Below are 16,888 nucleotides of genomic sequence, written 5' to 3'. Positions count from 1 at the left end.
GATCCTCTCTTAATTGTTGTTCGCAGTGCTCGAAGCAACATCGCTGTCGGCGTTCAATTCACGCACGGCGATATAACGTTCGCTGCGACGGGTGCGATCCAGCACCTGCCCTACCAATTGACCACAGGCGGCGTCGATGTCTTCACCACGGGTGGTGCGGACGGTGACGTTGAAACCGGCATGATGAAGCTGATCCTGGAAACGACGAATGGCGTTGTTGCTCGGACGCTCGTACCCGGAATGCGGGAACGGGTTGAACGGGATCAGGTTGATCTTGCACGGGATGTTCTTGAGCAGCTCGATCATTTCCACGGCGTGCTCAAGCTTGTCGTTGACGTCCTTGAGCAAGGTGTACTCGATGGTCAGCACACGCTTTTCGCCCAGGGACGACATGTAGCGCTGGCACGACTCGAGCAGCATCTTAAGCGGATACTTCTTGTTGATCGGCACCAATTGGTTACGCAATGCGTCATTCGGTGCGTGCAGGGACAACGCCAGGGAGACGTCGATGTGCTTGGACAGCTCATCGATCATCGGTACCACGCCGGAGGTCGACAGGGTCACGCGGCGCTTGGAAATGCCGTAGCCCAGGTCGTCCATCATCAGATGCATGGCCGCGACGACGTTGTCGAAGTTCAGCAGCGGCTCACCCATGCCCATCATCACCACGTTGGTGATGGCACGGTCGACGGTTGCCGGGACGCTGCCAAAGGATTTGTTGGCAATCCACACCTGGCCGATGACTTCGGCGGCGGTGAGGTTGCTGTTGAAGCCTTGCTTGCCGGTGGAGCAGAAACTGCAATCCAGGGCACAGCCTGCCTGGGACGAAACGCACAAGGTGCCGCGTTTGCCCTGGGGAATGTACACGGTCTCGACGCAGCTGCCGGACGCCACGCGCACCACCCACTTGCGGGTGCCGTCGCTGGAGATGTCCTCGCTGACCACTTCCGGACCACGGACCTCAGCAACAGCCTTGAGCTTTTCGCGCAAGGCCTTGCTGACGTTCGTCATGGCATCGAAATCATCGACACCAAAGTGGTGAATCCATTTCATTACCTGACCGGCACGGAAACGCTTCTCCCCGATTGAGTCGAAGAATTTTTCCATTTCCTGTTGAGTCAGACCCAGCAGGTTAGTTTTTACAGTCGATGTAGTCATGGATTCACCTTCACTCTTAAGCCAATGCTTAGCGAGTGGTTACTTCAGTAGCTGCGAAGAAGTACGAGATTTCGCGAGCGGCAGCGGCTTCGGAGTCCGAACCGTGTACGGCGTTGGCGTCGATGGAGTCAGCGAAGTCAGCACGGATGGTGCCGGCAGCAGCTTCTTTAGGGTTGGTAGCGCCCATCAGCTCACGGTTCAGAGCGATAGCGTTTTCGCCTTCCAGAACCTGAACGACAACCGGACCGGAGATCATGAAAGCAACCAGGTCGTTGAAGAAACCACGAGCGCTGTGCTCAGCGTAGAAGCCTTCGGCTTCGGCTTTGGACAGTTGCTTCAGTTTCGAAGCTACAACGCGCAGGCCGGCTTTTTCGAAACGAGTGGTGATCTCGCCGATCACGTTTTTAGCAACGGCGTCAGGCTTGATGATGGAGAAAGTACGTTGAACAGCCATGGTGTAACTCCAGAAACGGTAATTTACGAAAAATTAAACCCGCGAATTATACGCGGGTTCTTGGGTATTGCCTAACCTGCGGCGTGGCTCAGTCGCGTTCTTCGATCCAGTGGGCCTGAATGGCCTCCAGGATCTTTTCGCCACAATGCTCAGGCATGTCGTCGAAATCGGGTAATTCCATTACCCATTTGCGCAGATCGACGAAGTTGACCGACATAGGGTCCACGTCGGGCTTGCTTTCGGCCAGCTGGATCGCGATCTCCAGCACATCAGTCCACTTGAGTTTCATGACAATTCCTTGAATCAGTGCGGCGCTTCGGCGGCGTGGTTGAGCGAGTACTTCGGAATTTCGACCGTCAGGTCTTCGGTACCGACCTTGGCCTGGCAGCCCAGGCGGGACTCGCGCTCAAGGCCCCAGGCCTTATCAAGGTAGTCCTCTTCCAGCTCGTCGGCCTCTTCCAGCGAGTCGAAACCCTCGCGGATGATGCAGTGGCAGGTGGTGCAGGCGCAGACGCCGCCACAGGCGCTTTCCATCTCGATGTGGTGCTCATGGGCCAGTTCGAGGATGGAAACCCCCGTCTCAGCCTCAACAACCATGCCTTCGGGGCAAAACTTCTCGTGTGGCAGAAAAATGACCTGCGGCATCGTTATTCCTCAATCTCATTCAGGTTGCGCCCCGCCAGCGCGGCTTTCACCGTCGAGTCCAGGCGGCGGGCAGCAAAGGCGTCGGTCACTTGCGACAGACGCTTGGTCTGCTGCTCGATGGCGTAACCATCGGTACCTTTCATCAGTTCGGTCAGTTCCTGCACCTGCGCATCGATGACCAGGCGCTCTTCGGCGTCGAGCAAACGCTCGCCATCGGCCTCCAGAGCGGCCTGCACGGCTTCGATCAGGCGCTGGGCGTCGACCTGTTGCTCGCGCAGTACACGGGCAACCTTGTCGTCATTGGCGTGCTGGAACGAGTCCTTGAGCATTTTGGCGATTTCGCCATCGGTCAGGCCGTAGGACGGCTTGACCTGAATGCTGGCTTCGACGCCCGAACCCAGTTCGCGAGCGGAAACACTGAGCAGACCGTCGGCATCGACCTGGAAGGTCACGCGAATCTTCGCCGCACCCGCCACCATTGCCGGGATACCGCGCAGTTCGAAGCGCGCCAGGGAGCGGCAGTCACTGATCAACTCGCGCTCGCCCTGCAACACGTGGATCGCCATGGCCGACTGGCCGTCTTTATACGTGGTGAAGTCCTGGGCACGTGCGACGGGGATGGTGGTGTTGCGCGGAATCACCTTCTCCATCAGGCCGCCCATGGTTTCCAGGCCCAGGGACAACGGAATCACGTCGAGCAGCAGCAGTTCGCCACCATCGCGCTTGTTACCGGCCAGGGTATCAGCCTGGATCGCAGCACCGATGGCGACCACTTGATCCGGGTCGATTTCAGTCAGGGGCTGGCGACCGAAGGCTTCGGCGACAGCTTCGCGAACGCGAGGTACGCGAGTCGAACCACCGACCATGACCACGGCGTGCACGTCTTCCAACTCGATACCGGAATCACGCACCGCACGACGGCAGGCTTTGAGGCTGCGCGCGACCATCGGCTCGATCAGCGCATTGAAGGCTTCACGGGTCAGCTCGGCCTTCCAGTCGCCATAGGCCACTTCAACGGCAGGCGCATTGGTCAGGGCTTCCTTGGCCGCACAGGCGGTTTGCAGCAGGTTGCGCTGCGCACCGGGATCGAGGTCGGCGGACAGACCGGCGCTCTCGATGATCCAGCCCGCGATCGCGTGGTCGAAGTCATCGCCGCCCAGGGCGCTGTCGCCGCCGGTGGCCAGGACTTCGAAGACACCGCCGGTCAGGCGCAGAATCGAAATATCGAAGGTACCGCCGCCCAGGTCGTAAATGGCGACCAGGCCTTCGGCATGCTGGTCCAGGCCATAAGCCACAGCGGCAGCAGTCGGCTCATTGAGCAAACGCAGCACATTCAGGCCGGCCAGCTTGGCCGCATCCTTGGTGGCTTGACGTTGAGCGTCATCGAAATAGGCCGGAACGGTGATCACCGCACCCACCAGCTCACCACCCAGGGTCTCCTCGGCACGCTGGCGCAGGACCTTGAGGATATCGGCGGACACTTCGACCGGGCTTTTCGGGCCCTGGATCGTGTCGATGAACGGCATGTGCGACTCGCCGCCGACAAAGCGGTAGGGCAGTTGCTCGCCCAACTGCTTGACGTCGGACAGGCCACGACCCATCAAGCGCTTGACCGACAGCACGGTGTTCAAGGGATCGGTGGCGGCAGCCAGCTTGGCGGATTCGCCAACCTCGACCCGATCAGCGTGATAGCGTACGGCAGACGGCAGGATGACCCGCCCTTGCACGTCAGCCAGAGGCTCGGAAAGTCCACTGCGCAATGCAGCGACCAGCGAATTGGTAGTGCCCAAGTCGATCCCCACAGCCAGACGACGCTGGTGCGGTTGAGGACTTTGGCCGGGTTCGGCGATCTGCAGTAGGGCCATCGTTATCAGGACTTATCTGTATATCAGGCGTGCGACCGGAGCGGCACTGGGTTAGTCGTCGAGGCGCTCTTCTAACTGGCGCACTTCGTAGGTGAGCTTGTCGAGGAACTGCATGCGCCGCATCAGGCGTTCGGCCCGTTCACGTTGCGCGGCATCGTTCCAGCAAGCTGCGAAGCTTTGGTTCAGTTCATCCTGGGCAGCCTTCAGGCGACGCTTGAAGACGGCAACGCCATTGAGGTCCGCGCTGTCCTGCAGGTCTTCGAGCTCTTCACGCAGCTCCATCTGCTGCAGAAGAAACTCCGGATCATGCACCGTGACCTCCAGCGGCAGCTCGCCACCATTCAAGGCGAGCAGGTAACGCGCGCGCTTGGGTGGACTCTTGAGCGTCTGATAGGCCTCGTTGAGGCTCGCGGATTGCTCCAGCGCCAGCCGCTGCTCGCGCTCGGAAGCGTCTGCAAAGCGGTCCGGATGAACGCCGCGCGCCAACTCACGGTAGCGCGTAGCCAGCTGATCGAGATCCAGATCGAAACCCGGTTGCAGCTCGAATAAAGCGAAATGACAAGGAGTACCCACGACAAGCCTCAGATGTTGAAGCTTTCGCCGCAGCCACATTCACCGCGCACGTTGGGGTTGTTGAACTTGAAGCCTTCGTTCAACCCTTCCTTGACGAAATCGAGCTCGGTGCCGTCCAGGTAAGCCAGGCTTTTCGGGTCGATAATCACTTTTTCGCCGTGACTTTCGAACACCTGGTCCTCAGCAACCACCTCGTCGACAAACTCCAGCACGTAGGCAAGGCCGGAACAGCCCGTGGTGCGAACACCCAGACGAATCCCTTCACCCTTGCCGCGCCCGTCGAGGGAGCGTCGCACGTGCTTGGCCGCCGCTTCTGTCATGCTGATAGCCATCGTTGACTCCTTACTCGTCGCCAAATGCTTAGATCAAGCCTTTCTTCTGCTTGTAGTCGCGAACAGCCGCCTTGATGGCGTCTTCAGCGAGTACCGAGCAGTGGATTTTCACTGGCGGCAGGGCCAGTTCTTCAGCCAGCTGGGTGTTCTTGATGGTTTCCGCTTCGTCCAGGGTCTTGCCCTTCATCCACTCGGTGGCGAGGGAGCTGGAAGCGATAGCCGAACCGCAGCCGTAGGTCTTGAACTTGGCATCTTCGATGATGCCGGCGTCGTTGACCTTGATCTGCAGGCGCATCACGTCGCCACACGCCGGAGCGCCGACCATGCCGGTGCCGACATCAGGGTCTTCCGCGTCCATCTTGCCGACGTTGCGCGGGTTTTCGTAGTGGTCGATGACCTTTTCGCTGTAAGCCATGATTCTCAATCCTCACTCATCAGGGCCGCTCTTGAGACCCTGTAGTTGCGCTGCATTTACCGCCGCGCCGCTACAGGACCTGTATCCGGCGGCTTCTATAGTTAGTGTGCCGCCCACTCGATCTTCGAGATATCGACGCCGTCTTTGTACATGTCCCACAGCGGCGACAGAGCGCGCAGCTTGGTTACGGCCTCGCAGACTTTCTGCGCGGCGTAGTCGATTTCTTCTTCGGTGGTGAAACGACCGAAGGTGAAGCGGATCGAGCTGTGAGCCAGTTCGTCGTTGCGGCCCAGGGCGCGCAGTACGTACGAAGGCTCAAGGGATGCCGAGGTGCAGGCCGAACCGGACGAAACCGCCAGATCCTTGAGCGCCATGATCAGCGACTCGCCTTCAACGTAGTTGAAGCTCAGGTTCAGGTTGTGCGGAACGCGGGCGGTCAGGCTGCCGTTGACGTACAGCTCTTCCAGGTGCTCGACCTGCTTGTAGAAACGGTCGCTCAACGCCTTGATGCGTGCGTTTTCGGCAGCCATGTCTTCCTTGGCTACGCGGAAAGCTTCACCCATGCCGACGATCTGGTGGGTCGCCAGGGTGCCGGAACGCATGCCGCGCTCGTGGCCGCCACCGTGCATGGTCGCTTCGATACGTACGCGCGGCTTGCGGCTGACGTACAGGGCGCCGATGCCTTTAGGACCGTAGGTCTTGTGGGCGGAGAACGACATCATGTCGACTTTCAGCTTCTGCAGGTCGATCTCGACCTTGCCAGTGGACTGAGCGGCGTCGACGTGGAACAGGATGCCCTTGGAACGGAGCAGTTCGCCGATCGCTGCGATATCGTTGATGGTGCCGATTTCGTTGTTCACGTGCATGACCGACACCAGGATGGTGTCGTCGCGCAGTTCGGCTTCGATCATCTCAGGCGTTACCAGACCATCGGTGCGAGGCTCGATGTAGGTCACTTCGAAACCTTCACGCTCCAGTTGGCGCATGGTGTCCAGGACAGCCTTGTGCTCGATCTTGGTGGTGATCAGGTGCTTGCCTTTGGTGGCGTAGAAATGTGCCGCACCCTTGATTGCCAGGTTGTCGGATTCGGTGGCACCGGAGGTCCAGACGATTTCGCGCGGGTCGGCGTTGACCAGGTCGGCCACCTGACGACGGGCGTTTTCAACGGACTCTTCAGCTTTCCAGCCGAACACGTGGGAACGGGACGCCGGGTTACCGAAGTTTCCGTCGACCAGCAGGCATTCACTCATCTTTTGCGCGACACGCGGATCAACCGGGGTGGTCGCAGAGTAATCAAGGTAAATCGGCAATTTCATGGACTATCTCCTAAATCAGGCTGGCTGGCGTGCCGCTAGCTCTTTGGCTGTCATTCGACGGCGGACGCTTCAATCTTGTCCAGGCGTGGCACCTTGCTGTTGCAACGGCGCTGGTCCTGACGCTGGGCTACTTCTTGCACCTCACGGCGAGTTACAAGGTCAGCCAAGCTGATACCGCTCAGAAATTCGTGAATCTGCAGGCTCAGGTCGCACCACAAGTGGTGGGTCAGACAAGTGTCACCTTGATGGCAATCACCTTGGCCCTGGCATTTGGTGGCATCGACCGATTCGTTCACCGCATCGATCACCTGGGCGACCTGGATGCCCTGCATGTCGCGGGACAATTGGTAGCCACCGCCCGGACCACGCACGCTGGACACCAGATTGCTGCGGCGCAATTTGGCAAAAAGCTGTTCGAGGTAGGACAGGGAGATGCCTTGGCGCTCGGAGATATCGGCCAGGGACACGGGCCCGTGCTGCGCGTGCAACGCCAGGTCAAGCATGGCGGTCACGGCGTATCGGCCTTTTGTAGTCAGTCGCATGGACAATTACCACGGAGTTCGGAATGAGGCGAGTATGCAATTCCCGAGTATTTAAGTCAACTATAAGACCTAGTACTTTAGTCAGGATTACCCGCAAAAGAGCGGGCGCATCATAGCAAAGGCTGAGCGTGTATCACCAGTAAATGCGCGCCATCGTTCTTCGCGAGCAAGCCCGCTCCCACAGGGACGATGAACATCCTGTGGAAGCGGGCTTGCTCGCGAAGGGAGCGACGCGGTCTAGCTGGCCTGACTCTGATCCTTGTCCTTCACACAGGCGAAATCTTCTTCGCGCAGCTCAGGCAGGTCTTTCGCACAGTAATTACTGCCCAGATCCTTCAACGCCCCGCACATCCCCTCCAGACGACCATCGACCGCCTGCAGGTGATCGAGCAACTGATTGATGGCGCGAGCCACCGGGTCAGGCATGTCTTCAGTCACGCCGTAGGCATCAAAACCGATCTTCTCGGCCATGGCCTTGCGCTTGGCATCCTGCTCTTCGTCGGATTTGACGATGATTCGCCCCGGAATCCCGACCACGGTCGCACCCGGCGGCACTTCCTTGGTCACGACAGCATTGGAACCCACCTTGGCACCGGCACCGACAGTGAACGGGCCGAGCACTTTCGCGCCCGCCCCGACCACGACGCCGTCACCCAAGGTCGGGTGACGCTTGCCCTTGTTCCAGCTGGTGCCACCCAGGGTCACGCCCTGATAAATAGTGACGTCGTCGCCGATCTCCGCGGTTTCACCGATGACGATGCCCATGCCATGGTCGATGAAGAAACGTCGACCGACCTTGGCCCCCGGATGGATCTCGATCCCGGTCAGCCAGCGACCGAAGTTCGACACCAGGCGCGCCAGCCACTTCAGGTCCGCGCGCCACAGCATCGCCGACAAACGGTGAATCCAGATGGCGTGCATGCCGGGGTAGCAGGTCAGGACTTCAAAAGCGTTACGCGCCGCCGGGTCTCGATGGAATACGCTCTGGATATCTTCACGCAAACGCTCAAACATCATTAATCCTTCCGCTTTAGAAGCTCACCACGGGCCGCTTTCTGGGTTTCCGTGAGGATGCCACGCAAAATATTCATTTCCGCCCGGCTGACCGAGCTGCGTCCGTACAACCGGCGCAGGCGCGCCATCAAGTGCCGCGGTTTTTCCGGATCGAGGAATTCGATGGCCACCAGGGTTTGCTCCAGGTGCTCATAGAATCGCTCCAGTTCGTCCATGGTCGCCAGCTCAGCGCTTTTGACCGAAGCCACCTCTTCCTTCTCGACCTTGCTTGGCTGACCTTGGGCGGCCAGCCAGGACATGCGCACTTCATAGCTCAACACCTGCACCGCCGCCCCAAGGTTCAGCGAACTGAACTCAGGGTCGGATGGGATGTGCACGTGATAATGACATCGCTGCAGCTCTTCGTTGGTCAGGCCGGAATCTTCACGACCGAACACCAGAGCGATTTCCGCGCCCTGACCGACTTCCTCGACCACCTTCGTTCCGCATTCGCGGGGATCGAGCAGCGGCCAGGGAATGCGCCGGTCGCGGGCACTGGTACCCAGCACCAGATTGCAGCCGACCAGGGCATCTTCCAAGGTGGCGACGACTTGCGCGTTTTCAAGGATGTCACCGGCACCGGAAGCACGGGCGTCGGCTTCGTGATGCGGGAACAGACGAGGCTCGACCAGCACCAGCCGCGACAAGCCCATGTTCTTCATGGCACGCGCAGCCCCGCCGATATTGCCCGGATGGCTGGTATTGACCAGGACGACACGAATGTTATGCAGCAAGGGAGGCGCTCTCGAACACGATAATCGGGAGCGGAATCTTACAGCTGAAGCTACCGTTAAGCCATGAAAGCGAACGTCGTCCTTCTCCTGTAGAAACTTTCTGATAGAATGCCCGGCTTTCTTTAACAACCTTAGGTGACACATCCATGCAGCCCATGCTGAATATCGCGCTGCGCGCCGCCCGCAGCGCCAGTGAATTGATCTTCCGCTCCATCGAGCGCCTGGATACCATCAAGGTCGACGAAAAAGACGCCAAGGATTACGTATCCGAGGTGGATCGCGCCGCCGAACAGAAAATCATCGACGCCCTGCGCAAGGCGTACCCGAATCACTCGATCCTGGGTGAAGAGACCGGCATGCACGCCGGCACCGGCATCGAAGGCGAAGAGTACCTGTGGATCATCGATCCACTGGACGGCACCACCAACTTCCTGCGCGGCATCCCTCACTTCGCTGTCAGCATTGCCTGCAAATACCGCGGTCGCCTGGAGCACGCTGTTGTTCTGGACCCGGTTCGCCAGGAAGAATTCACCGCCAGCCGTGGTCGCGGCGCTCAACTGAACGGTCGTCGCCTGCGCGTCAGCGGTCGCACCAGCCTGGACGGCGCCCTGCTGGGTACCGGCTTCCCGTTCCGTGACGAGCAGATGGACAACCTCGACAACTACCTGGGCATGTTCCGCGCCCTGGTTGGCCAGACTGCCGGCATCCGCCGCGCCGGTTCCGCGAGCCTGGACCTGGCCTACGTGGCTGCCGGCCGTTTCGACGCCTTCTGGGAGTCGGGCCTGTCCGAGTGGGACATGGCCGCTGGCGCCCTGCTGATCCAGGAAGCAGGCGGCCTGGTGAGCGACTTCACCGGCGGTCACGACTTCCTCGAGAAAGGCCACGTCGTTGCCGGCAACACCAAATGCTTCAAGGCGGTTTTGACGGCGATCCAGCCGCACCTGCCGGCCTCGCTGAAGCGCTAAGCTTCCCGCGACAGAAAAAAGCACCCTTCGGGGTGCTTTTTTATGCCTGGAATTCGATCCCCAACACACCACAAACCCAATGTGGGAGCGGGCTTGCTCGCGAAAGCGGTGGGTCAGCCAGCACCAATGTTTGATGTTAGACCGCATTCGCGAGCAAGCCCGCTCCCACAGGGGATTAGTGGTGGCGCATAAATCCCGGGCACAAAAAAGCACCCCGCAGGGTGCTTCTTTTTTATCCAGATCACTGCCCCTGCTGATTCTCCGACAGGATCAACTTGCCTTCCTTATCCACCGGAATCTGGTTGCCTGGATCACGATCCATGCGCACCTTGCCTTCCTTGCCGTCCAGCGAATACCGCACGTCGTAACCTACAACCTTGTCACTGATGTCGTTGACCGTGTTGCAGCGGGTCTGGGTCGTGGTGTAGGTATCACGCTCCTGCATGCCTTCCTGCACCTTGTTGCCGGCATAACCACCACCGACAGCACCCGCGACCGTGGCGATCTTCTTGCCGGTGCCGCCACCAACCTGGTTACCCAGCAAACCACCTGCCAATGCACCGACCACCGTACCGGCGATCTGATGTTGATCTTTCACCGGCGCCTGCCGGGTGACAGTTACATCCTTGCACACTTCACGTGGAGTCTTGATTTGTGTCTTGACCGGCTCAACGGCGAGTACTTGTGCGAACTCAGGACCGCTTTTAACCAGGCTGTAGGTGGCCACAGCGCCCCCGGCAGTCACACCGACAGCACCCAGTACAGCACCAACCAGCATCGACTTGTTCACATGAACCTCCTGGACCATCACATGCGGAACATGTCCGCGCTTCTCCCAGCCTTGGAGCACAAAAAAAGGCGCGAGTTCAACTCGCGCCTTTTTTGGACTACACCGCCAGAAGAATTATCCTTCAAGGACGGTCGTCGACTTCCTTCTCGGTATTGGCAGGAGGAATCAGGTCTTCCGTGCTCAGGTTCAGCCAGATCAGCACCACGTTCGCGATGTAGATCGACGAGTAGGTACCCGCCAGAACACCGATGAACAGGGCGATGGAGAAACCGAACAGGTTGTCGCCGCCGAAGAACAGCAGGGCCGCGATCGCCAGCAAGGTGGAGATCGACGTCGCCATGGTCCGCAGCAGGGTTTGCGTGGTCGAGATGTTGATGTTCTCGATCAGGCTGGCCTTGCGCAGTACACGGAAGTTCTCACGAACCCGGTCGAATACCACGATGGTGTCGTTGAGCGAGTAACCGATGATCGCCAGTACCGCCGCCAGCACCGTCAGGTCGAAGGTGATCTGGAAGAACGACAGGATACCGATGGTCACGATCACGTCGTGGATCAGGGACACAATCGCACCGACCGCAAACTTCCACTGAAAGCGGAACGCCAGGTAGATCAGGATGCCGCCCAGCGCCATCAGCATGCCGAGGCCGCCCTGGTCGCGCAGCTCTTCACCCACCTGCGGGCCGACGAACTCGACGCGCTTGACCGACGCCGGGTTCTCGCCGCCGACCTTCTGCAAGGCCTCGGCCACCTGGTGACCCAGTTGCGGGTCTTCGCCCGGCATGCGCACCAGCAGATCGGTGGTTGCACCGAAGTTCTGCACGATGGCTTCTTGATAACCCGCGGTCGCCAGCTGCTCACGCACCTTGGTGACATCGGCCGGACGCTCGTAGGTCAGCTCGATGAGCGTACCGCCGGTGAAGTCCAGCCCCCAGTTCATGCCCTTGGTGGCGACGCTGAACAAGGCCAGCGCAGTAAGGAACAATGTGACGCCGAACGCGAAGTTGCGAACGCCCATGAAGTTGATTGTACGTAACATGGCAGCCCCTTAAATCCACAACTTCTTGAAGTCACGACCGCCGAAGATCAGGTTGACCATCGCGCGGGTCACCATGATGGCCGTGAACATCGAGGTAAAGATCCCGAGGGACATGGTCACTGCGAAGCCCTTGACCGGACCGGTGCCCATGGCAAAGAGGATGCCGCCGACCAGCAAGGTGGTCAGGTTGGCGTCGAGAATCGCGGTGAATGCCCGGCCGAAGCCTTCGTTGATTGCACGCTGCACGGTCATGCCGGCAGCGATCTCTTCACGGATCCGCGAGAAGATCAGCACATTGGCGTCGACCGCCATACCCATGGTCAATACGATACCGGCGATGCCCGGCAGGGTCAGCGTTGCACCCAGCAGCGACATCAGCGCCAGCAGCATCACCATGTTCACCGCCAGAGCAACGGTGGCGATGAGGCCGAAGAAGCGGTAGATGGCCATGATGAACAGCGAGACGAACAGCATGCCCCACAGCGACGCATCGATACCCTTGGTGATGTTGTCGGCACCCAGGCTTGGACCAATGGTGCGCTCTTCAGCAAAGTACATCGGTGCAGCCAGACCACCGGCACGCAACAGCAGCGCCAGCTCGGACGACTCGCCCTGGCCGTTCAGGCCGGTAATACGGAACTGGGCACCCAGCGGCGACTGGATGGTCGCCAGGCTGATGATCTTCTTCTCTTCCTTGAAGCTCTGAACCGGCACGTCTTTCTCGACGCCGTTGACCACTTGCTTGGTATACGTGGTAACCGGACGCTGCTCGATGAAGATCACCGCCATGCTGCGACCGACGTTCGAACGGGTCGCACGGTTCATCAGCTCGCCGCCGTGGCCATCCAGACGGATATTCACTTCTGGCCTGCCGTGCTCGTCGAAGCCGGCCTTGGCGTCAGTCACCTGGTCACCGGTGATGATCAGGCCGCGTTCGATCAGCGCTGGAGGACGGCCGCCTTCACGGAACTCGAAGGATTCGGAAGTGGCTTTCGAAGCACCAGGCTCTGCCGCCAGACGGAACTCGAGGTTGGCCGTCTTGCCGAGGATACGCTTGGCTTCGGCGGTGTCCTGCACGCCCGGCAGCTCAACCACGATGCGGTTGGCGCCCTGGCGCTGGACGATCGGTTCGGCAACACCCAGCTCGTTGACGCGGTTACGTACCGTGGTCAAGTTCTGCTTGATGGAGTATTCGCGGATTTCCGCCAGCTTGGCCGGGGTCATCGCCAGACGCAGCACCGGTTGACCATTGAGGTCGGCCGGAACAATGTCGAAATCGTTGAAGTTCTTGCGGATCAGCACACGGGCCTGTTCACGGCTGTCTTCATCAGCGAAGCCCAGCTGGATGGCACCATTGAGTTGCGGCAGGCTGCGATAGCGCAGCTTTTCTTTACGCAGCAGGCTCTTGACGTCGCCTTCGTAGACTTTCAGGCGTGCATCGAGGGCTTTGTCCATGTCCACTTCCAGCAGGAAGTGCACACCACCGGACAAGTCCAGACCCAGCTTCATCGGGTGCGCAGCGAGGTTGCGCAGCCATTGCGGGGTGGTTTGCGCCAGGTTCAATGCAACGACGTAGTCATCACCCAACGCCTTGCGTACAACGTCCTTGGCCGGCAACTGGTCTTCAGCCTTGGTCAGGCGAATCAGACCACCCTTGCCGCCCTCTGCCAGCGTGGCAGCCTTGACGTTGATCCCGGATTCCTTGAGCGCAGCGCTCACGCGATCCAGATCAGCCTGATTGACCTGCAGTGCAGTGCTTGCACCGCTGACCTGAATGGCCGGGTCATCAGGATAAAGATTGGGAGCGGAATAAATCAGACCGACCGCCAGCACCGCCAGGATCAGAATGTATTTCCACAGAGGATATTTGTTCAGCATCACGCCGCCCGTTTATGACGCGGGGCGCCTTGCGCGCCCCGTCGATTGAAAATGAAGTTGAAACTTAGATCGCTTTGAGCGTGCCTTTTGGCAGCGTCGCGGCGATGGCGCCTTTCTGGAATTTCATTTCGACGGTGTCGGAAACTTCCAGAACGACGAAATCGTCGGCCACTTTAGTGATCTTGCCGGCGATGCCGCCGGTGGTCACAACTTCGTCACCTTTCTGCAGGCTGCTCAGCAGGTTTTTCTGCTCTTTGGCGCGCTTGGCCTGTGGACGCCAGATCATCAGGTAGAAGATGACCAGGAAGCCGACCAGGAAAATCCACTCGAAACCGCCGCCCATAGGGGCTGCCGCAGGGGCTGCAGCGTCTGCCATGGCATTAGAGATAAAAAAGCTCATTTAGCACTCCAGTTGCAAATGTTGAATCTTGGGGTCAGGAAACTCAGTCCAAAGGCGGAACAGGTAACCCGCGTTTGGCGTAGAAGGCATCGACAAAGGCGGCCAATGTACCCTGTTGAATAGCCTCGCGCAAACCAGCCATAAGCACTTGATAATGACGCAAGTTATGGATGGTATTGAGCATGCTTCCCAGCATTTCGCCGCACTTGTCCAGGTGATGCAGATAAGCGCGGGAGAAGTTCTGGCAGGTATAGCAATCGCAGGTCGGATCGAGCGGCGAATCATCATGGCGATGGAACGCGTTTCGGATCTTCAGCACGCCGGTATCGATGAACAGATGCCCATTGCGGGCATTACGGGTTGGCATCACGCAATCGAACATGTCCACACCGCGGCGCACACCCTCAACCAAGTCTTCCGGTTTGCCAACGCCCATAAGGTAACGAGGTTTGTCAGCCGGCATCATGCCCGGCAGGTAATCCAGCACCTTGATCATCTCATGCTTGGGCTCGCCCACCGACAGGCCGCCGATGGCCAGGCCGTCGAAGCCGATCTTGTCCAGGCCTTCCAGGGAGCGCATGCGCAGGTCCTGGTGCATGCCGCCCTGAACGATACCGAACAGCGCCGCGGTGTTGTCGCCATGGGCTTCTTTCGAACGCTTGGCCCAACGCAGGGACAATTCCATGGAAATACGCGCGACGTCTTCATCCGCCGGGTACGGCGTGCATTCGTCGAAAATCATCACAATGTCGGAGCCCAGGTCACGCTGAACCTGCATCGACTCTTCCGGGCCCATGAACACCTTGGCGCCGTCGACCGGCGAGGCGAAGGTCACGCCCTCCTCCTTGATCTTGCGCATGGCGCCCAGGCTGAACACCTGGAAACCGCCGGAGTCGGTCAGAATCGGGCCTTTCCACTGCATGAAATCGTGCAGATCGCCGTGCTTCTTGATCACTTCCGTGCCCGGGCGCAGCCACAGGTGGAAGGTGTTGCCCAGAATGATTTCAGCGCCAGTCGCCTCGATATCCCGTGGCAGCATGCCCTTGACCGTGCCGTAGGTGCCCACCGGCATGAAGGCCGGGGTCTCGACGGTACCGCGCGGGAAGGTCAAACGACCGCGACGAGCCTTGCCATCAGTGGCCAGCAGCTCGAAAGACATACGACAGGTGCGACTCATACTGTTTCCTCTGGGCCGCTTGGAGCGGGATTACGGGTGATGAACATCGCATCACCGTAGCTGAAAAAGCGGTAACCGTTGTCGACCGCGGCTTTGTAGGCAGCCATGGTTTCCGGATAACCGGCAAACGCCGAAACCAGCATCAACAGCGTGGATTCGGGCAAATGGAAGTTGGTGACCAGGGCATCGACCACATGAAACGGCCGGCCAGGGTAAATGAAAATGTCTGTATCGCCGCTGAACGGCTTGAGCACGCCATCGCGCGCCGCACTTTCCAGCGAGCGCACGCTGGTGGTCCCCACGGCCACCACACGACCACCGCGCGCGCGGCAGGCGGCAACGGCATCCACCACGTCCTGGCCGACTTCCAGCCATTCGCTGTGCATGTGGTGGTCTTCGATCTTCTCGACCCGCACCGGCTGGAACGTACCCGCGCCAACGTGCAAGGTCACGAACGCCGTCTCGACGCCCTTGGCGGCAATCGCCTCCATCAGCACCTGATCGAAATGCAGCCCCGCCGTCGGCGCCGCCACCGCGCCCAAACGCTCGGCGTAGACGGTCTGGTAACGCTCGCGGTCGGCGCCTTCATCCGGGCGGTCAATATAAGGAGGCAACGGCATGTGCCCGACACGGTCGAGCAGCGGCAACACCTCCTCAGTGAACCCCAGCTCGAATAACGCATCATGACGCGCCAGCATCTCGGCCTCGCCACCGCCGTCGATCAGGATCTTCGACCCAGGCTTGGGCGACTTGCTGGAGCGCACGTGGGCCAGCACGCGATGACTGTCGAGCACCCGCTCCACCAGGATTTCCAGCTTGCCGCCGGAAGCCTTCTGGCCAAACAGCCGCGCCGGAATCACCCGGGTATTGTTGAACACCATCAAATCGCCAGGGCGCAAATGCTCCAGCAAATCAGTGAATTGACGGTGTGCCAGGGCGCCGCTGACCCCATCCAGGGTCAACAGACGACTATTGCGACGCTCGGCCAAAGGATGGCGGGCAATCAGCGAATCAGGGAGCTCGAAAGTAAAGTCAGCAACGCGCATGATGGGGTTCGTCTAGCAGGGCCGGGAAGTCTAGCGGAATTATCAAAAATTCTCCATGTACCTGATTGACCAGCGGTTATCTCATCTCTATACTTCGCCGCCATTGAGCCCTGATGGCGGAATTGGTAGACGCGGCGGATTCAAAATCCGTTTTCGAAAGGAGTGGGAGTTCGAGTCTCCCTCGGGGCACCAAAATTAAGAAAGGTCTTGCTTAGCAAGGCCTTTTTTTTCGCCCAAAGAAAAGCCACCCCTGACACCCCGCGAACAACGCACTGACCTGTAGGAGCTGCCGAAGGCTGCGATCTTTTGATCTTGCTTCTCTTCTGCCCTTCTCGCCGGAAGAACATTTCACAAGGATTCCCCCATGGAATTGCACCTGGAAACCGTCGCCCTCTTCTCCCTCAAACTGGCTTATGAATCGGAAGGTCAGAGCCCGATTTTGCGGGATGATTTGGTCATGGGGGATTACCAGCGGGATGTGTTTGAGTTGCTGGTGCGGCGGGGGGATG

At 59.4% G+C, this 16,888-nt stretch carries 19 protein-coding genes and 1 tRNA gene; 2 read left to right on the top strand and 18 right to left on the bottom strand.

Annotation, left to right across the window (positions count from 1 at the left end):
* Nucleotides 1-9: 9 nt before the first annotated feature.
* From rlmN to trmJ, 12 genes are all read right to left on the bottom strand, one after another.
* Complete coding sequence (rlmN, locus tag AC3WN7_RS21590) at nt 10-1,158, bottom strand: dual-specificity RNA methyltransferase RlmN (protein ID WP_015093627.1); 1,149 nt, start codon at nt 1,156-1,158, stop codon at nt 10-12.
* 28 nt (nt 1,159-1,186) lie between these two features.
* Nucleotides 1,187-1,612: a nucleoside-diphosphate kinase gene (ndk, locus tag AC3WN7_RS21585; protein ID WP_007903599.1), complete on the bottom strand. Its 426-nt coding sequence runs from the start codon at nt 1,610-1,612 to the stop codon at nt 1,187-1,189.
* Nucleotides 1,613-1,700: 88 nt separating this feature from the next.
* Nucleotides 1,701-1,901 carry a Fe-S cluster assembly protein IscX gene (iscX, locus tag AC3WN7_RS21580; protein ID WP_007973999.1) on the bottom strand — a complete coding sequence of 67 codons (201 nt, stop codon included), beginning with the start codon at nt 1,899-1,901 and terminating at the stop codon, nt 1,701-1,703.
* Nucleotides 1,902-1,915: 14 nt separating this feature from the next.
* Nucleotides 1,916-2,257: an ISC system 2Fe-2S type ferredoxin gene (gene fdx / locus AC3WN7_RS21575; protein WP_015093626.1), complete on the bottom strand. Its 342-nt coding sequence runs from the start codon at nt 2,255-2,257 to the stop codon at nt 1,916-1,918.
* 2 nt (nt 2,258-2,259) lie between these two features.
* On the bottom strand, nt 2,260-4,122 hold the full coding sequence (hscA, locus tag AC3WN7_RS21570; RefSeq protein WP_095964822.1) for a Fe-S protein assembly chaperone HscA: 1,863 nt from the start codon (nt 4,120-4,122) through the stop codon (nt 2,260-2,262).
* Between the two features lie 51 nt (nt 4,123-4,173).
* Nucleotides 4,174-4,695, bottom strand: a complete 522-nt coding sequence (gene hscB / locus AC3WN7_RS21565) for a co-chaperone HscB (protein WP_102674860.1) — start codon at nt 4,693-4,695, stop codon at nt 4,174-4,176.
* 8 nt (nt 4,696-4,703) lie between these two features.
* The gene (gene iscA / locus AC3WN7_RS21560; protein ID WP_007974004.1) at nt 4,704-5,027 is read right to left on the bottom strand and encodes an iron-sulfur cluster assembly protein IscA; all 324 of its coding nucleotides are present in this window, start codon (nt 5,025-5,027) and stop codon (nt 4,704-4,706) included.
* A 28-nt stretch (nt 5,028-5,055) separates the two neighbouring features.
* Entirely contained in the window at nt 5,056-5,442 is a 387-nt protein-coding gene (gene iscU, locus AC3WN7_RS21555; protein ID WP_007974006.1) for a Fe-S cluster assembly scaffold IscU, read from the bottom strand.
* Nucleotides 5,443-5,543: 101 nt separating this feature from the next.
* On the bottom strand, nt 5,544-6,758 hold the full coding sequence (locus tag AC3WN7_RS21550; protein WP_007974008.1) for an IscS subfamily cysteine desulfurase: 1,215 nt from the start codon (nt 6,756-6,758) through the stop codon (nt 5,544-5,546).
* A 50-nt stretch (nt 6,759-6,808) separates the two neighbouring features.
* Nucleotides 6,809-7,300 (bottom strand): Fe-S cluster assembly transcriptional regulator IscR, encoded by a 492-nt coding sequence (gene iscR / locus AC3WN7_RS21545; RefSeq protein ID WP_007974010.1) that lies wholly within the window; start codon nt 7,298-7,300, stop codon nt 6,809-6,811.
* Nucleotides 7,301-7,537: 237 nt separating this feature from the next.
* Nucleotides 7,538-8,314 carry a serine O-acetyltransferase gene (gene cysE / locus AC3WN7_RS21540; protein WP_007982740.1) on the bottom strand — a complete coding sequence of 259 codons (777 nt, stop codon included), beginning with the start codon at nt 8,312-8,314 and terminating at the stop codon, nt 7,538-7,540.
* A 2-nt stretch (nt 8,315-8,316) separates the two neighbouring features.
* Nucleotides 8,317-9,087, bottom strand: a complete 771-nt coding sequence (gene trmJ / locus AC3WN7_RS21535; protein ID WP_102674859.1) for a tRNA (cytosine(32)/uridine(32)-2'-O)-methyltransferase TrmJ — start codon at nt 9,085-9,087, stop codon at nt 8,317-8,319.
* A 146-nt stretch (nt 9,088-9,233) separates the two neighbouring features.
* On the opposite strand from trmJ, the gene suhB reads away from it, so the two are divergent.
* Nucleotides 9,234-10,052, top strand: coding sequence for a type III secretion system regulator SuhB (gene suhB / locus AC3WN7_RS21530; protein ID WP_007974015.1), 819 nt, complete (start codon nt 9,234-9,236; stop codon nt 10,050-10,052).
* Between the two features lie 241 nt (nt 10,053-10,293).
* Here suhB and AC3WN7_RS21525 read toward each other — a convergent pair whose 3' ends face one another.
* From AC3WN7_RS21525 to queA, 6 genes are all read right to left on the bottom strand, one after another.
* The gene (locus AC3WN7_RS21525; protein ID WP_015093622.1) at nt 10,294-10,842 is read right to left on the bottom strand and encodes a glycine zipper 2TM domain-containing protein; all 549 of its coding nucleotides are present in this window, start codon (nt 10,840-10,842) and stop codon (nt 10,294-10,296) included.
* 121 nt (nt 10,843-10,963) lie between these two features.
* A complete protein-coding gene (secF, locus tag AC3WN7_RS21520) occupies nt 10,964-11,878 on the bottom strand; it encodes a protein translocase subunit SecF (RefSeq protein ID WP_095964821.1) in 915 nt (304 codons plus the stop codon).
* A 9-nt stretch (nt 11,879-11,887) separates the two neighbouring features.
* Complete coding sequence (gene secD / locus AC3WN7_RS21515) at nt 11,888-13,756, bottom strand: protein translocase subunit SecD (protein ID WP_015093620.1); 1,869 nt, start codon at nt 13,754-13,756, stop codon at nt 11,888-11,890.
* A 64-nt stretch (nt 13,757-13,820) separates the two neighbouring features.
* Nucleotides 13,821-14,156: a preprotein translocase subunit YajC gene (yajC, locus tag AC3WN7_RS21510; protein ID WP_007956696.1), complete on the bottom strand. Its 336-nt coding sequence runs from the start codon at nt 14,154-14,156 to the stop codon at nt 13,821-13,823.
* A 43-nt stretch (nt 14,157-14,199) separates the two neighbouring features.
* On the bottom strand, nt 14,200-15,315 hold the full coding sequence (gene tgt / locus AC3WN7_RS21505) for a tRNA guanosine(34) transglycosylase Tgt (protein WP_162130301.1): 1,116 nt from the start codon (nt 15,313-15,315) through the stop codon (nt 14,200-14,202).
* Nucleotides 15,316-15,329: 14 nt separating this feature from the next.
* Nucleotides 15,330-16,379 (bottom strand): tRNA preQ1(34) S-adenosylmethionine ribosyltransferase-isomerase QueA, encoded by a 1,050-nt coding sequence (gene queA / locus AC3WN7_RS21500; protein WP_007998687.1) that lies wholly within the window; start codon nt 16,377-16,379, stop codon nt 15,330-15,332.
* 107 nt (nt 16,380-16,486) lie between these two features.
* Here queA and AC3WN7_RS21495 point away from each other — a divergent pair.
* Nucleotides 16,487-16,571: transfer RNA gene (locus tag AC3WN7_RS21495), tRNA-Leu, on the top strand.
* Nucleotides 16,572-16,888: the final 317 nt, after the last annotated feature.

The sequence above is a fragment of the Pseudomonas sp. FW305-70 genome (assembly GCF_058783925.1).
This window is presented reverse-complemented; position numbering and strand designations above follow the sequence as displayed.

Excerpts from the sequence above, each read along its gene's own strand:
- rlmN (WP_015093627.1), bottom strand. The coding sequence starts at position 1,158 with ATGACTACATCGACTGTAAAAACTAACCTGCTGGGTCTGACTCAACAG.
- ndk (WP_007903599.1), bottom strand. The coding sequence starts at position 1,612 with ATGGCTGTTCAACGTACTTTCTCCATCATCAAGCCTGACGCCGTTGCT.
- iscX (WP_007973999.1), bottom strand. The coding sequence starts at position 1,901 with ATGAAACTCAAGTGGACTGATGTGCTGGAGATCGCGATCCAGCTGGCC.
- fdx (WP_015093626.1), bottom strand. The coding sequence starts at position 2,257 with ATGCCGCAGGTCATTTTTCTGCCACACGAGAAGTTTTGCCCCGAAGGC.
- hscA (WP_095964822.1), bottom strand. The coding sequence starts at position 4,122 with ATGGCCCTACTGCAGATCGCCGAACCCGGCCAAAGTCCTCAACCGCAC.
- iscA (WP_007974004.1), bottom strand. The coding sequence starts at position 5,027 with ATGGCTATCAGCATGACAGAAGCGGCGGCCAAGCACGTGCGACGCTCC.
- iscU (WP_007974006.1), bottom strand. The coding sequence starts at position 5,442 with ATGGCTTACAGCGAAAAGGTCATCGACCACTACGAAAACCCGCGCAAC.
- AC3WN7_RS21550 (WP_007974008.1), bottom strand. The coding sequence starts at position 6,758 with ATGAAATTGCCGATTTACCTTGATTACTCTGCGACCACCCCGGTTGAT.
- iscR (WP_007974010.1), bottom strand. The coding sequence starts at position 7,300 with ATGCGACTGACTACAAAAGGCCGATACGCCGTGACCGCCATGCTTGAC.
- cysE (WP_007982740.1), bottom strand. The coding sequence starts at position 8,314 with ATGTTTGAGCGTTTGCGTGAAGATATCCAGAGCGTATTCCATCGAGAC.
- suhB (WP_007974015.1), top strand. The coding sequence starts at position 9,234 with ATGCAGCCCATGCTGAATATCGCGCTGCGCGCCGCCCGCAGCGCCAGT.
- secF (WP_095964821.1), bottom strand. The coding sequence starts at position 11,878 with ATGTTACGTACAATCAACTTCATGGGCGTTCGCAACTTCGCGTTCGGC.
- secD (WP_015093620.1), bottom strand. The coding sequence starts at position 13,756 with ATGCTGAACAAATATCCTCTGTGGAAATACATTCTGATCCTGGCGGTG.
- yajC (WP_007956696.1), bottom strand. The coding sequence starts at position 14,156 with ATGAGCTTTTTTATCTCTAATGCCATGGCAGACGCTGCAGCCCCTGCG.
- tgt (WP_162130301.1), bottom strand. The coding sequence starts at position 15,315 with ATGTCTTTCGAGCTGCTGGCCACTGATGGCAAGGCTCGTCGCGGTCGT.
- queA (WP_007998687.1), bottom strand. The coding sequence starts at position 16,379 with ATGCGCGTTGCTGACTTTACTTTCGAGCTCCCTGATTCGCTGATTGCC.